Origin of the sequence: Corynebacterium ureicelerivorans (genome assembly GCF_000747315.1) — a bacterium.
GTDB lineage: Bacteria > Actinomycetota > Actinomycetes > Mycobacteriales > Mycobacteriaceae > Corynebacterium > Corynebacterium mucifaciens.
This window is the reverse complement of the sequence record NZ_CP009215.1, coordinates 1,565,145-1,578,732: the sequence shown is the minus strand read 5'-3', so window position 1 is coordinate 1,578,732 and position 13,588 is coordinate 1,565,145. Positions and strand designations below refer to the sequence as shown.

Genomic DNA, 13,588 nt, shown 5'->3' with positions numbered 1-13,588 from the left:
TGTTACAGCTCCTTGTGCCCGTTATCGGATACGTCAGTCACCCTACCCAGTGTGTTGTGGAGATCGAGGGCGAGGATGGCAAACGGCCGGCCATCGCCCTCGTAGAAGAAGTCCCGGGCTACGTCCGTAAAACCAAATTTGCGGTAGAGGCCGAAGGCGTTGTTCGCCTCTCCGGCGACTTCCGGGGTGGAGAGTAGGGCCCATCGAGCCGTCACCTCCCGCAATAACGCCGCCAGTAATTGTGCGCCGATGCCCTCGCTTTGCCGGGAAGGGGCGACGTGCACCTCCGCCACTTCGAAATAGTTGTGCAGCATGTCGCGGTCAAGGGCGCTCAGCTCACCCTTCGCCTTCATCGCGCGCACCAGTTGCTGGTCCCACCAGCGCTCCCGCGTGCCCAGGAACCCGTATGCGACGCCCACGATGACGTCACCGTCCACAGCCACCAAGGCAGTAAACCCGGGGGAGCGGACCTCGCCCTTCCACACCTGGATGCGTTGCGGCCGCATCGAAGGGGCGTACCCCATGGCCTCTATATAGATGTCGACGAGCGCGGGGGCGAGCATGATGAACTCGGCGGGGGTGAGGCGCTGAATGGTCGCAGTCATGTCTCTATCGAAGCACTTGCATAGCCGGCGCGAGGTAACGGCATGCGGACGATGTAGAACTAATGTTCGAAACGGCGCAGGGTGTGTCGAACGAGTGTTTTAGATTGGGCCCATCGCACAAGCGGGAAACGGCTCGAGACAGGAGGAACCGGACATGGCAAGCGTAGTTTCGGCAACGACGGGATCGGTCTACGGGGCTGGCGCACGTGTCAGCCGTGCCGACCAGTTTCTCGCGGCCGCGGAAAGCCTCATCGCCCAGGCGCACGACGACTTCGAGGCCGGCCGGCACGACCTCGCAATGGAAAACGCCTACCGTGCGGCACTTCGCATCGCCGGTGCGCGCAGCGCCCAGTCGCCAGTGGTCCGCAAACGGAAGCGTCTGCCCACGAACGCCTGGGACAAACTCGCACTCACGGGTGCGGCTGGCGCCGACTGGGCGGCTGTGTTCAGGCGCTACTCTGCGCAGCGGGGCAGGGTGGCATCCGGGATCGATCTCAACCCGGGGTCCGCGGTGGTGCACCGGCTGCTGGCGGATGTTGAGGACTTCTACTCTGCGACTGTGGCGGGTGGGTCTGCAGTCGCTGCGTAACCGTAGGGGTGGGTGCGGGGAACAATCTGCGTACGATGGCCGTTATACGAGCAATTGCAGTCCGCCAACGGCATCTGGAGAGTGAGCAGTGTCTCTTTCTGAGCAGGAAATGCGGGCGTTGCGCGAAATCGAGCAATCGCTCTTCGCGGACGACCCGAAATTCGGCAGCAGCGTGGTCACCGATTCGGGTGTGGGTTCTGCCCCGAAGACCGGTCAGCTCACCATGCGCAGCCTGGCACTGATTGTGTTGGGTCTCGTGCTACTTCTCGGCGGCGTTGCCCTGGCGAGCCTGAGCATCTGGACTGTCGTGCTGAGCATCATCGGATTCGCAGTCATGCTTTTTGGCGGCGTCATGGCGCTGCGCACACCTGCGCAGACCGCGTCGGTGACATCGCGCGCGTCGAAGCGGTCGAAGCCACGCTCGCAACGTGGCGCAAGCATGGAGGAAAGCTTCCGCCGGCGTTTCGAGGACCGGCAGTAACCCTTCACTGGCGCCCCTATCTCCTGCGCCCTCCCGTCACCGGGAGGGCGCTTTTTCGTGCAGCCGATTAATCTCCCACTTCTCCCCACAGTGATGCATTGTGGCGCTAGTTCGCGCGTCGGCCCCCTGTACAGCCGGTGAAAACCGCGTCTTTTGGGGTTGCGTCTACCTCAAGTGAGTGGTGTTACTCGCAACGGCGGGAAATTCCCCCACTCGACTATTTACTCAATTACCTGCAACAACAGCCGTTGCCAGTGAGAAGTTTCGCGTAGGTGTGGCGTTTGTGGGGAGAAGTGGGTTAAAGTGGGGCGCAGCGGAGTGAAATGGCGTGCATCTTGACTACGTGCGCGCCGTGGAACGAAGCCGAGAAAATTTCACAGCCAACGTCTGAAAGTGAAGGAAGGTAGGTCACCGGATGTTTCTGGGTACCTACACCCCCAAGCTGGATGACAAAGGTCGCCTGACGCTCCCCGCGAAGTTCCGAGAGGATCTTGCGGACGGGTTGATGGTGACTAAGGGGCAGGACCACTCTCTCGCGGTGTATCCGCGCGACGAGTTCGCTGCCCGCGCCCGCAAGGCCGCGGCGGCATCCCGCACGAACCCGAAGGCACGAGCGTTCATCCGAAATCTGGCTGCCAGTGCGGATGAGCAATCGCTGGACGGTTCTGGCCGGATCACCTTGTCCCCGGCGCACCGCGAGTACGCAAACCTGAGCAAGGAATGCGTGGTCATCGGTTCCGTGGGTTTTCTCGAGATCTGGGACCTCGAGTCCTGGAATAAGTATCAAGAAGAAACCGAAGCCGCGTTCTCCGCGGCGGACGACGACGACATTCTCTCCGGCCTGCTGTAGGACTGACTACCCGGCAGCGGACATCGACAAGGAGAGTGTGTACGGACTCTGTCCGGGGCGTGAAGCGTTCTGGTGTACTTCCCCGACATCAGAACAGCCGCCCCGGGCAGGGCTCTACGCGCTCCCCGCACTGCATACACACAACGCGATTCAACGGTACACGGAGGGCACGACATGGCGAAGTTCACGCTCGCTGACGACCCGCACGGTCACGTTCCCGTTCTGCGTGACCGGATGGCTGAGCTCCTCGCACCGGCTGTCGAAGCCTTTGGTCAAAACGCTGTGCTTGTGGACGGCACCCTCGGGGCGGGGGGACACTCTGAGCATTTCCTCACCGTCTTTCCCCACGCCCGTGTGATCGGTGTGGACAGGGATCCGGATGCGCTCCGTCAGGCGTCGCAACGCTTGGCTGCATTTGGCGACCGGTTCGTGGCTGTGCAAGCCCGCTTCGACCACATCGACGACGCCGTTGCAGACAGGCAGGGCCCGATCTTTGAGGCAGCCCGCGAGTATTGCGTCGCTGGCGCACTGTTCGACTTGGGCGTGTCCTCCATGCAGCTCGACCAGGAAGAACGCGGTTTTTCCTACCGTGGTGACGCCCCGCTGGACATGCGGATGGATCAAACCGGTGGCATCACGGCGGCTGAGGTCCTAAACACCTACAGCCACGGCGACCTAGCACGCATCCTGAAGACCTACGGCGACGAAAGGTTCGCGGGCAAGATCGCCTCCGCGATTGTGGCGGAGCGCGAGCGCGAGCCGTTTGACCGCGCAGCACGGCTAGTGGAGCTGTTGTACGACACGATCCCCGCCGCCACCCGCCGCACCGGCGGGCACCCCGCGAAGCGGACCTTTCAAGCGCTGCGCATCGAGGTCAACCGGGAGCTGGAAGCGGTGGAAAACGTCGTGCCCGTCATCACAGACATGCTGGGTGTCGGCGGCAGGGCCGTGTTCATGAGCTACCAGTCGCTGGAAGACAAGATCGTCAAGGCCGCGTTTTCCAAACTCACCGCGTCCAAGACGCCCGCAGGGTTACCGATGGATCTGCCTGGCTCAGAGCCGGCGTTTCGCACCGTGACCCGGGGCGCGGAAAAAGCCGATGCTGCAGAGATCGAACGCAACCCGCGCGCCGCGCCCGTACGGGTGCGCTGCATAGAAAAACTTCGCCCCACCGATTAGCCCCGACACCACCTACCCAGCCCGCAAAGGACGGACACCATGGCCGCACGAGCAACGCGATCTGCAACGCTGAACCGCACCTCGCGCCGAAGCGAGCAGTCTTCTGCCCGCACCATGCCTGGTGTCAAACCGCATGAGAAGCACTCAAGGTCTCGCGGCCGTTTGGGGTCGAACCAGGTGGTGTCTGTGCGCGGACGCCGGGTGGCCACTGCCAAGGCCCGCACCAAGTTCTCATCCCTGTCCCAAATTGCGCTGCCACTGCTGTTCGCCGGTATTGCGGCGGCGATGATTTTGTCCGGTATTGCTACCGCCCAGACCTTTGCCATCCAGAAGTTGCAAGCGACCGAGCAGCAGCTTGCAAACGAGGTGGAGTCGCTGAACCGCGATCTGGAGGACCGGCAATCTGCAGCCTCGCTGGCACAGCGTGCGGACGCCATGGGCATGGTTGTCCCTGGCGAGCCCGGAGTCGTCGCGGTGGGTGAAACCGGGCACGCGGAGGAGCAACGGCCGTACAACCCAGAGTCCGCCACCAAAATTGTCGACGTTAACGGGACGGGGTCGCCTGCTTCGCGGGCATCGTCTGACGAGCGCGCGACGAAGGAGCTGGAGGATTCCCTGACCCAGCGACCGGGCCGCTCCGCGGAGGCGCCGCGAATTGCCAACCTCGCGCCGTATCAAGCGAACGTCCCCGCTCAGCCATAGCGCTGGGCGTGGCGCACCGCTGCACGAGCAAGAGGCGGTGCATGATTGACGGCGGCAGAGACAAACCTGCAGTGGCATAACGGAGGCGGACGAAGGAGGTGGGGCAGTGAACAAGACAGGCGGAAACACCGGCGTACAAGGCACGGGACCCCGTCGCGGCCAGCCCAGCTCACAGCAGAAGGCTCCGGTATCTCAAAAGCGCATCACGGGCACGCGCGTCTATTGGCTCGGTGTGGCGTTTTTGGCTGTCGCGGCGCTGCTCATCGGGCGCCTCTTTTGGGTGCAGGTAATCATCGGCGACGAACTGCGCGAGCAAGCCAACGACCAGCGAAGCCGTACCTACGTGGATCGCGCCCGTCGCGGCGAGATTGTCGACCGTGACGGCAATACGATGGCGTACACCATGCAGGCCAGGTCCCTGACCGTTTCCCCGGTCCAGCTGCGAAGCGAGCTGAAAGAGCAGCAAGAGCTCCAGTTGCGCATGGACGGCCTGTCCGATGCTGACATTGCGGCGCAGGTGGACGCGCGCGTCGAAGACGTGCTGCGGACCATGGCCAACGAGATCCCGGGGATGATCGGCGACGGCGAGGTCAAAGGCGACGCGCCGGCCAGCACGGCAACCGGGGAACCCACCACGCAAGTGGGCCAGGTCAGCGCGAAAGAGATTCTGGACAAGCTGCACGCAGATTCCAGCTACGAAGTGCTCGTGCGCAATGTTGACCCGGACGTCGCGGCGACAGTGGCGGACGCATTCCACGGCATCGCAGCCGACCACCAAGACATTCGCCAGTACCCGAACGGCGCGGTCGGCGAAAACATCATCGGCAAAGTCTCGATGGACGGCCAGGGGCAATTCGGGCTGGAGGCTGCGAGGGACGCTGACCTCACCGGGATCGACGGCCGCTCGACCGAGGACGTCTCGGCCGGCGGGCAGTCCATCCCTGGATCCCTGCGCGACGTGGTCCCGGCCGTTGAAGGCTCCCGTATTGAGCTCACGATCGATCTGGACCTGCAAACCTATGTGCAGCAGACACTGGAGCAGGCGAAGGCCAACTCGCAGGCCAAGGATGCCCAAGCCGTCGTGCTCGACGCGCACACGGGCGAGGTGTTGGCCATGGCCAACACGGGCACCATCAACCCCAATGGGAATATCGAGCAGCAGCTCAAGCAAGGCAAGGGATTTGAAAACCCCAACGTGTCCCACCCGTTCGAGCCCGGCTCGGTGGCGAAGGTCATCACGGCCGCAGCCGCGATCGACCAGGGCTTGACGGACCCGTATGAGGTGCACCAGGTTCCCGGGTCAATCGACATGGCCGGCATTACCGTCCGGGACGCATGGGAGCACGGCGTCATGCCGTACACCACCGCTGGCATCTTTGCTAAGTCCTCGAACGTGGGCACGCTGCAGCTCGTGCAGCGCCTGGGCGAGGAACGCTACTGGGATTACCTCAACCGCTTCGGCATCGGCCAAAGCACGGGCGTCGAGCTGCCGAACGAATCGTCCGGCCTGCTCCCGGTGCTGGAGCAGTGGTCGGGTGGCACCTTTGCCAACCTGCCTATCGGCCAAGGCATGAGCTGGACGGCGCTGCAAATGGCGGGCGTCTACCAGGCCCTAGCCAACGACGGCGAGCGGATCCAGCCGCGCATCATTTCCAGCATCACTGGCCCGGACGGCGAGGAGATCCCGCAGCCCGCGCCGGAGCGCACTCGCGTGGTCAGCCCGGAAGCAGCCCGCACTACCGTGGACATGTTCCGCGCCACGTTCCAAGAAGACCCCGCAGGCGTGGATAACGGCACTGCGCAGGGCAACAGCGTGGAGGGGTATCAATTCTCGGGCAAGACGGGCACCGCACAGAAGGTCAATCCGGACACCGGCGCCTACTCGCAGAGCGCGTACTGGATCACGTTCGCGGGCATCGCGCCTGCGGACGACCCGCGATTTGTCGTGGCCGTGATGCTGGACGAGCCGCAGCGGGGCGTGCTGGACGGCGGAGCCGGCGGGCAGTCGGCCGCCCCGGTGTTCAAGCAAATTGCTGGCTGGCTGCTCAACCGCGAGAATGTGCCGTTGAGCCCGCCCGCCGAGCCGTACAGGCTGCAGGGGGAGTGACGGGGAAACGATGGAGGAAGACAGGATGACAACCCCAACCACCACGCTGCAGGACCTCGCGCGCATTGCAGACGCGCGCATTGTCAACCCTCCGAGCGCGACCATGCCGGTGACGTTCGTCGGCCTCGACTCCGCCAACGTCGAGCCTGGCGGGTTGTTCGCTGCCCTGCCGGGCACGCGCGTGCACGGCGCAACCTACGCGTTCGATTCCGCGGCGGGCGCCATCCTGACCGACGAAGCCGGCCTGGCCATCATCCAGCAGACGGCGGATCGCCGGCCGGTGCTGGTCGTCGAGGATGTGCGGGCGATTTTGGGCCATGTCGCGGCCGAGGTGTACGGGCACCCGTCGAGAAGCTTCACGTTGCTGGGGGTCACAGGCACCTCCGGCAAGACCACGACCACCTACATGCTGGAAAAGGGCCTCACCGCAGCCGGTTGCAAGGTGGGGTTGATCGGCACTACGGGCACGCGGATCATGGGCCGCGATGTCGCGACTGAGCTGACCACGCCTGAGGCGCCGATGCTGCAGAGGCTGTTTGGGCAGATGCGCGACGAGGGGGTCACGCATGTGGTGATGGAGGTCTCCTCCCACGCGCTCATGCTCGGGCGCGTGACGGGGTCCGACTTCGATATCGCCGCATTTACCAATCTGTCTCAGGACCACCTGGATTTCCACCCGACCATGGAGGACTACTTCCAGGCCAAGGCGCTCTTCTTCGACCCGGCAAGCGACCTGCGCGGCAAGCGCAGCGTCATCTGCATCGACGACGAATGGGGCACGCGCATGGCGGCGCTTGCTGACAACCCGGTCACCGTCGCCACCACCCGCGCCGCGGACGTCACTGCTGATCTCGTTAGCGTCCGCGACCAGGGGTCGCAGCGCGTCAGGCTCAACGCCGACGGCAGCCACGAGTTCACGCTGCCCATGCCGGGCGCATTCAACGTCGCCAACGCCGCGCTCGCAGCCGCAGTGGCAACAACCGCCGGCGTCGATGTGGACGCGTTCCTCAGCGGGCTGGAGCGGGCAGCGGTGCCGGGGCGCATGGAGCGTATCGACGAAGGCCAGCCCTTTGTCGCCGTCGTGGACTACGCCCACAAGCCGGCAGCCGTCGGCGCGGTGCTGGCCACCCTGCGTGGCCAGGTGAGCGGTCGCGTCGGCGTCGCTGTCGGCGCCGGCGGGGACCGTGACTCCTCGAAGCGACCGCTGATGGGGGCGGAGGCCGCGCGCGGCGCAGACTTTGTGGTTGTGACCGACGACAACCCGCGCACGGAGGACCCGGCCGCCATTCGCGCGGCGGTTCTCGAGGGCGCCCGCGGCGCCGGCACCGACGCCGAGATCGTCGAGGTCGGCCCGCGCGGGGAGGCGATTGACGCCCTTGTCGCCTGGGCCCAGCCTGGCGACGCAGTGATTGTGGTGGGCAAGGGCCACGAAGTGGGTCAGCTTGTGGGCACGCAGAAGCTGCACTTCGACGACCGGGAAGAAATGCGCAGGGCGATACAGGAAAAGGAAGCGCAAGCATGATTGACATGACGCTGGCACGCATTGCTGAAATCACCGGGGGGCGTCTGAGCCCGGAAGCGGATCCGGACGCGCGCGTCACTGGGTTCGTCGAGTTCGATTCCCGCAAGATCGGTCCCGGGGGCTTGTTCGTCGCATTCCCGGGCGCCCGCGTGGACGGGCACGATTACGTGGACAAGGCCGCACAGGCAGGTGCCGTCGCGGCGCTCACTACGAAGGAGGTGGGAAGCCCTGCGGTGATCGTCGAGAAGCTCCCGCCCCGCGAAGGCGACAACTCGGACTTGGCCGCCAACGACCCCGACGGCTCAGCCGCGGGCGTGGTCGACGGCATGTCCAAGCTCGCGGCCGCGGTCGCGCGTGAGCTCAGCGACGAACACGGGCTGACCATCGTCGGCGTGACCGGTTCGGCGGGAAAAACGTCCACGAAGGACTTGATCGCGGCGGTGCTGTCGCGCGCGGGTGAGACGGTTGCGCCTCCCGGCAGCTTCAACAACGAGATTGGTCACCCGTACACCGTGCTGCGCTGCACCGAGGACACCGATTTTCTGGTTGCGGAGATGTCGGCCCGCGGCATCGGCCACATCGCGCACCTAGCCACCATTGCGCCGCCGAAGATCGGTGTGGTGCTCAATGTTGGCTCCGCCCACATCGGGGAGTTCGGCTCGCGGGAAAACATTGCCATCGCGAAGGGCGAGCTCGTCGAAGCGCTGCCGGCAGATGGCGTCGCGGTCCTCAACGCCGACGACGATTTGGTGGCCGGAATGGCGCCGCGCACGGCAGCCCGGGTGGTCACGTTCTCCGAGACCGGCAACACGAAAGCTGACTATTACGCCACCGACGTAGAGCTCGACGCCGTCGCTCGCGCGTCGTTTACCATGCACACCCCGAACGGGTCCCCGCAACGTGTGGAGCTCGGCGTCTTCGGCGCCCACCAGGTCGGCAACGCCCTCGCTGCGGCGGCGGTCGGCGTGGAGCTGGGCGTGGACGAGGTCACTGTCGCGAAGGCGCTCTCCAGCGCGCACTCCGTCTCGGTCAACCGTATGGACGTCAACACCCGGGCGGACGGCGTGACCGTGATCAACGACGCCTACAACGCCAACCCGGAATCTATGCGCGCCGCGATCGCAGCCCTGGGGTACACCGCCGCGGCCCGGCCGGGAGTTCGCTCGGTAGCGGTGCTGGGAGAGATGGGCGAGCTGGGCCCGGACGCGGTGGAGCAGCACGCGTTGCTTGCCGACGAGCTGGCCCGCTACCGGGTGACCCACCTCGTGGCTGTCGGGGACTCAGCATCGATGGCAGCGCTGCACGAGCGCGCCGTCGCAAACGGCATTAACGCCACCACCGTCTCGGACACCGAGGCTGCCGCACAAGCCGTCGGTGCGCTGCTGTCCTCCCCGCCGCCGGGCGAGGACAACTGGCACGAGCGCGCAGACCGCGATGTCGTGCTGGTCAAAGCCTCCAACGCTGCCCGGCTGTGGGTGGTGGCGGAAGCGCTCCTGCAGGGGCATACGCTTAGGTAGACACGCGACAAGAGAACATAGCAAGGCACGCATACCCATGGTTCAAGTTATCTGCGCCGGGATTATTAGCTTCCTGGTTTCGATCTTTCTCACCCCCACGCTTATTCGGTACTTCAACCGCAGGGCCATGGGGCAGGAGATCCGTGAAGACGGCCCGGCCTCGCACGCGCGCAAGCGCGGCACCCCCACGATGGGCGGTCTGGCCATCCTTGCTGGCATCACCTTGGGGTACCTGGGCGGTAGCCTCGCAGCGTTGCTGACCGGTCACACAGCATTCACCGCGACCGGCTTGATCGTGCTGTTTCTCACGCTGTCGCTCGGCCTCGTCGGGTTCGCCGACGACGGCATCAAGCTGTTCATGCACCGCAACTTGGGCCTGAACAAGACCGCCAAGCTCGTGGCGCAACTAGCTATCGCGCTCGTCTTCGGCATCTTGATTCTCCGCTTCCCGGACGAAAACGGGCTGACCCCGGGCTCGCAGTTCTTGAGCTTCGTGCGCGACATCGAAACGATGAACCTCACCCTCGGCGGCGGGGTGATCGGCACGATCTTCTTCCTGATCTTCATCTACATCCTGCTCGCGGCGTGGTCCAACGCCGTGAACCTCACCGACGGGTTGGACGGCCTGGCCGCCGGCACTACCGCGCTGGTGATGGCGGCGTACGTGGGCATCACGTTCTGGCAGTTCCGCAACTCCTGCGACGCCGTGGCTACCACCGGCTGCTACAACGTTCGCGACCCGCTCGACCTGGCTATCTTGGCCGCGTCCGGCTTCGGCGCCTGCGTCGGCTTCCTGTGGTGGAACGCCGCCCCGGCGAAGATCTTCATGGGCGACACCGGCTCGCTCGCCCTTGGCGGCTTGGTCGCCGGTTTGTCCGTGGGCTCGCGCACCGAGTTGCTCATGGTCATCATCGGCGCGCTGTTCGTCCTCGAGGCCGCGTCCGTGGTCATCCAGGTGGCGTCGTTCAAGTCCACCGGTAAGCGCGTGTTCCGCATGGCGCCGTTCCACCACCACTTTGAAAACGGCGGCTGGCCGGAGACCGCGGTGGTTGTCAGGTTCTGGATTATCTCCGCGATGGCGGTCATGCTGGGCCTGGCCGTCTTCTACGGTGAATGGCTGTCCCAGAACGGGGCAAACCTATGACGGCCCCGATCCTCCCCGAGTACACGCTCGTTGCCGGCGCCGGTGTGTCCGGCCTTGGCGCCGCGCAGCTGCTGCAGCGCGCCGGGGTCCGGTTCACGGTGGTCGATGACAGTGCTGAGCGCCGCGGTAACGCCGCAGCCAACGGCTATGACACCTGCACGGGCGACGAGGCCCGCGCGCGCTTCGGCCAGGTGGGCCTCGTCGTCACGTCCCCAGGGTGGCGCCCGGACGCGCCCTTGCTTGTCGACGCGATGGCGGCCGGCATCGAAGTCATCGGCGACGTGGAGCTGTGCTTCCGACTCGACCGCGCGGCCGTGTTCGGCCCGCCGCGCACCTGGCTGGTGGTTACCGGTACGAACGGCAAGACCACCACGACCGGCATGTTGGCGCAGATGATGGATGAAGCCAGCAGGGACACGGGGCTGCGCGCAGGCGCGTGCGGCAATATCGGAGTCGCGGTGGGGGAGGCGATGCTCTCGCCGGAGCGGCTGGATGTGCTGGTGGCGGAACTGTCGAGTTTCCAGCTGCACTGGTCGAGCGCCCTCATGCCCGACGCCGGCGTGCTGCTCAATCTCGCCGCCGACCACATCGACTGGCACGGAAGCTTCGCCGAATACGCCGCGGCAAAGGCGAAGGTGCTCAAGGCATCGGTTGCGGTGGTGGGCATCGACGACGCGGAGGTCGCCCGCCTCGCCGCAGAGACCGGACGCACCGACATCATCGGGTTTACGCTGTCCGAACCCGAGAATGGTCAGGTCGGCGTTTCGGGCGGACGCATCGTCGCCAAGCTGGACGGGACGACGGTAGACATCGCCAGCGCAGACGGCATTGAGCCCGCGGGTGCGGCGGGGGTGCTCGATGCGCTCGCGGCTACCGCGGTGGCGCTGACGCAGGGGGCGACCCCCGAGCACATCCAGCGGGCACTGGATGCCTACCAGGTTGAGGGGCACCGGGGCTCAGTCGTGCACTCCGCTTGCGGTGTTGACTGGGTGGACAATTCCAAGGCAACCAACCCGCATGCCGCCGATTCCGCGCTGACAGGGGCTGGCCCCGTGGTGTGGGTGGCGGGAGGTCAGCTCAAGGGGGCATCCGTCGACGACGTGGTGAAGGACCACGCAGGACAGCTCCGTGCGGTTGCGCTTCTGGGGTCGGATCGCGAGCTCATCCGCGCCGCCGTCGAGCAGTACGCCCCGGGCGTGCCGGTGTTCGTCTCCGATGCAAGTGACCCGGACAAGGCAATGGACGAGGTCGTGGCGTGGGCGGCTACCCAGGCGCGATCTGGTGACACGGTGCTGCTCGCACCGGCCGCCGCCAGCCTTGACATGTTTTCCGGTATGTCGGCGCGTGGCGACGCGTTTGCCGCAGCCGCGATGCGACACTGGAACCCGGACAACAAGTAAGCTCAACTAGAGGTTGAGATATTCTCGCGGATGCAATCGACGCTCCGGATCGAAAGGGCAGCATGACGGTTCCACGCGCACAACGGGCACGCGCACAACGGCCGGGCGCGCCGCGCACGCAAGCGGCGCCCGCTCCAGAGTCGAAGCTCAGCGCAGCTGTCAGGCGCATCCGGAGCGCGCTCGATGCCCGCCCGCTGATCGACTACACGATGATCCGCAGCATCGTGCTGTTCCTCGCCGGTCTCGGCGTGGTAATGGTGATGAGCTCGTCCATGGCCACCTCATTCGCCGCCAGCGCCAGTGTGTGGGCGCAGGCCGCTCGCCAGTGCTTCATGGTCTTTCTGGGGCTCGGCGCCTTCTGGGCCGCGTTGCAAACTCCGCCCGAGCGACTGCGCAACCTGTCCAACTGGCTGATGGTTGCGGCCGTCGTCTTGCTGGTTGCCGTGCTCACCCCGCTGGGCACAGGCCGCGAAGAGGTGGGATCGCAATCCTGGCTCGTCGCCGGCCCGATACGCCTGCAGCCCTCCGAGTTCGCTCGCGTCGCAATCGCCATGTGGGGCGCGAAAATTTTGGCCAACAAGGATCCGCGGCGGCTGCTCAAGGCAGACAACGGCTTCGCCGCATTCATTATGGTTTCCCTCGTGTGCGTCACGCTGATCGCCATGCAGGGGGACATGGGCATGGCCTTGTCGCTTGCCGTCGTGGTCGCCTTCATCCTCCTGTTTGCGGGCGTGTCCCTGAAAGCCGTCGGCGTGGTAATCGCCTCCGGCTTCATCGCGCTTGTGGCGATCTTTTTGTCCGGCAGCTTCCGCTCGGACCGCTTCCACGTGTACTTCGACGCCCTGCATGGCCATTTCGACGACGCCAAGGGCGTCGCCTTCCAATCCCACCAGGGTTTCTTATCGCTGGCGGACGGGCACATCTTCGGCGTGGGCCTCGGCCAATCCCGCGCCAAATGGTTCTACCTGCCGGAGGCGCGCAACGACTTCATCTTCGCCGTCATCGGGGAAGAGCTGGGCCTGTGGGGTGGTGCCCTGGTGATCCTCCTCTTCGCGCTTCTGGGCTACTTCGGCATGCGCACGGCGCGCCGTGCGCAGACGCAGTACCAGACCCTCATGGCCGCGTCGCTGACCGCGACGGTCGTGTCCCAGGCCTTCATCAACATGGCGTACGTCATCGGGCTCCTTCCGGTCACCGGCATCCAGCTCCCGATGCTGTCTGCCGGCGGCTCCTCGGCGGTGTTCACCCTCGGCGCGATGGGCGTGCTGGCGTCGGTCGCACGCCACGAGCCGGACGCCGTGTCGTCCATGCAGAACTACGGCCGCCCCATGTTCGACCGCATCCTGTGCATCGGGGAGCCGCGGGCGCCGAAGCAGCGGCACCCAGCCGCCACCCCCGCGCCCCGCCGGAAGCGCTACGGCACCCCGGTGACGCAGTCGGCGCGTGGCTACCATGGTCAGCCGCACAGACCCACGCCGCGACACTAGGAGAG

At 65.6% G+C, this 13,588-nt stretch carries 12 protein-coding genes; 11 read left to right on the top strand and 1 reads right to left on the bottom strand.

The genetic code is table 11. From position 1 onward, the window contains the following. Nucleotides 1-2: 2 nt before the first annotated feature. Entirely contained in the window at nt 3-605 is a 603-nt protein-coding gene (locus tag CUREI_RS07785; protein ID WP_051952280.1) for a GNAT family N-acetyltransferase, read from the bottom strand. A gap of 154 nt (nt 606-759) precedes the next feature. Between CUREI_RS07785 and CUREI_RS07780 the strand changes: the two genes are divergently transcribed. From CUREI_RS07780 to CUREI_RS07730, 11 genes are all read left to right on the top strand, one after another. Next, entirely contained in the window at nt 760-1,194 is a 435-nt protein-coding gene (locus CUREI_RS07780; protein WP_038612383.1) for an SAV_6107 family HEPN domain-containing protein, read from the top strand. 88 nt (nt 1,195-1,282) lie between these two features. After that, nucleotides 1,283-1,675 carry a DUF3040 domain-containing protein gene (locus CUREI_RS07775; protein ID WP_038612380.1) on the top strand — a complete coding sequence of 131 codons (393 nt, stop codon included), beginning with the start codon at nt 1,283-1,285 and terminating at the stop codon, nt 1,673-1,675. A gap of 415 nt (nt 1,676-2,090) precedes the next feature. Further along, a complete protein-coding gene (gene mraZ, locus CUREI_RS07770; protein WP_038612377.1) occupies nt 2,091-2,525 on the top strand; it encodes a division/cell wall cluster transcriptional repressor MraZ in 435 nt (144 codons plus the stop codon). 174 nt (nt 2,526-2,699) lie between these two features. Then, nucleotides 2,700-3,704, top strand: coding sequence for a 16S rRNA (cytosine(1402)-N(4))-methyltransferase RsmH (gene rsmH, locus CUREI_RS07765; protein WP_038612374.1), 1,005 nt, complete (start codon nt 2,700-2,702; stop codon nt 3,702-3,704). Between the two features lie 39 nt (nt 3,705-3,743). Further along, a complete protein-coding gene (locus CUREI_RS07760; protein WP_144242440.1) occupies nt 3,744-4,406 on the top strand; it encodes a hypothetical protein in 663 nt (220 codons plus the stop codon). Nucleotides 4,407-4,608: 202 nt separating this feature from the next. Then, a complete protein-coding gene (locus CUREI_RS07755) occupies nt 4,609-6,513 on the top strand; it encodes a peptidoglycan D,D-transpeptidase FtsI family protein (RefSeq protein WP_038614233.1) in 1,905 nt (634 codons plus the stop codon). Between the two features lie 25 nt (nt 6,514-6,538). Further along, complete coding sequence (locus tag CUREI_RS07750) at nt 6,539-8,035, top strand: UDP-N-acetylmuramoyl-L-alanyl-D-glutamate--2,6-diaminopimelate ligase (RefSeq protein WP_038612371.1); 1,497 nt, start codon at nt 6,539-6,541, stop codon at nt 8,033-8,035. After that, entirely contained in the window at nt 8,032-9,552 is a 1,521-nt protein-coding gene (locus CUREI_RS07745; protein WP_038612368.1) for a UDP-N-acetylmuramoyl-tripeptide--D-alanyl-D-alanine ligase, read from the top strand. The genes CUREI_RS07750 and CUREI_RS07745 overlap by 4 nt, the downstream gene beginning before the upstream one ends. A 37-nt stretch (nt 9,553-9,589) precedes the next feature. Beyond that, nucleotides 9,590-10,696, top strand: a complete 1,107-nt coding sequence (mraY, locus tag CUREI_RS07740; protein WP_038612365.1) for a phospho-N-acetylmuramoyl-pentapeptide-transferase — start codon at nt 9,590-9,592, stop codon at nt 10,694-10,696. Next, a complete protein-coding gene (gene murD / locus CUREI_RS07735) occupies nt 10,693-12,096 on the top strand; it encodes a UDP-N-acetylmuramoyl-L-alanine--D-glutamate ligase (protein ID WP_038612363.1) in 1,404 nt (467 codons plus the stop codon). Before mraY ends, murD begins: the two co-directional genes overlap by 4 nt. A gap of 62 nt (nt 12,097-12,158) precedes the next feature. Beyond that, complete coding sequence (locus tag CUREI_RS07730; protein WP_084768248.1) at nt 12,159-13,583, top strand: FtsW/RodA/SpoVE family cell cycle protein; 1,425 nt, start codon at nt 12,159-12,161, stop codon at nt 13,581-13,583. Nucleotides 13,584-13,588 lie beyond the last annotated feature (5 nt).

Bases quoted from the DNA above. Each gene is read 5' to 3' on its own strand.
- rsmH (WP_038612374.1), top strand. From the start codon at position 2,700: ATGGCGAAGTTCACGCTCGCTGACGACCCGCACGGTCACGTTCCCGTT.
- CUREI_RS07780 (WP_038612383.1), top strand. From the start codon at position 760: ATGGCAAGCGTAGTTTCGGCAACGACGGGATCGGTCTACGGGGCTGGC.
- mraY (WP_038612365.1), top strand. From the start codon at position 9,590: ATGGTTCAAGTTATCTGCGCCGGGATTATTAGCTTCCTGGTTTCGATC.
- CUREI_RS07760 (WP_144242440.1), top strand. From the start codon at position 3,744: ATGGCCGCACGAGCAACGCGATCTGCAACGCTGAACCGCACCTCGCGC.
- mraZ (WP_038612377.1), top strand. From the start codon at position 2,091: ATGTTTCTGGGTACCTACACCCCCAAGCTGGATGACAAAGGTCGCCTG.
- murD (WP_038612363.1), top strand. From the start codon at position 10,693: ATGACGGCCCCGATCCTCCCCGAGTACACGCTCGTTGCCGGCGCCGGT.
- CUREI_RS07745 (WP_038612368.1), top strand. From the start codon at position 8,032: ATGATTGACATGACGCTGGCACGCATTGCTGAAATCACCGGGGGGCGT.
- CUREI_RS07785 (WP_051952280.1), bottom strand. From the start codon at position 605: ATGACTGCGACCATTCAGCGCCTCACCCCCGCCGAGTTCATCATGCTC.
- CUREI_RS07750 (WP_038612371.1), top strand. From the start codon at position 6,539: ATGACAACCCCAACCACCACGCTGCAGGACCTCGCGCGCATTGCAGAC.
- CUREI_RS07730 (WP_084768248.1), top strand. From the start codon at position 12,159: ATGACGGTTCCACGCGCACAACGGGCACGCGCACAACGGCCGGGCGCG.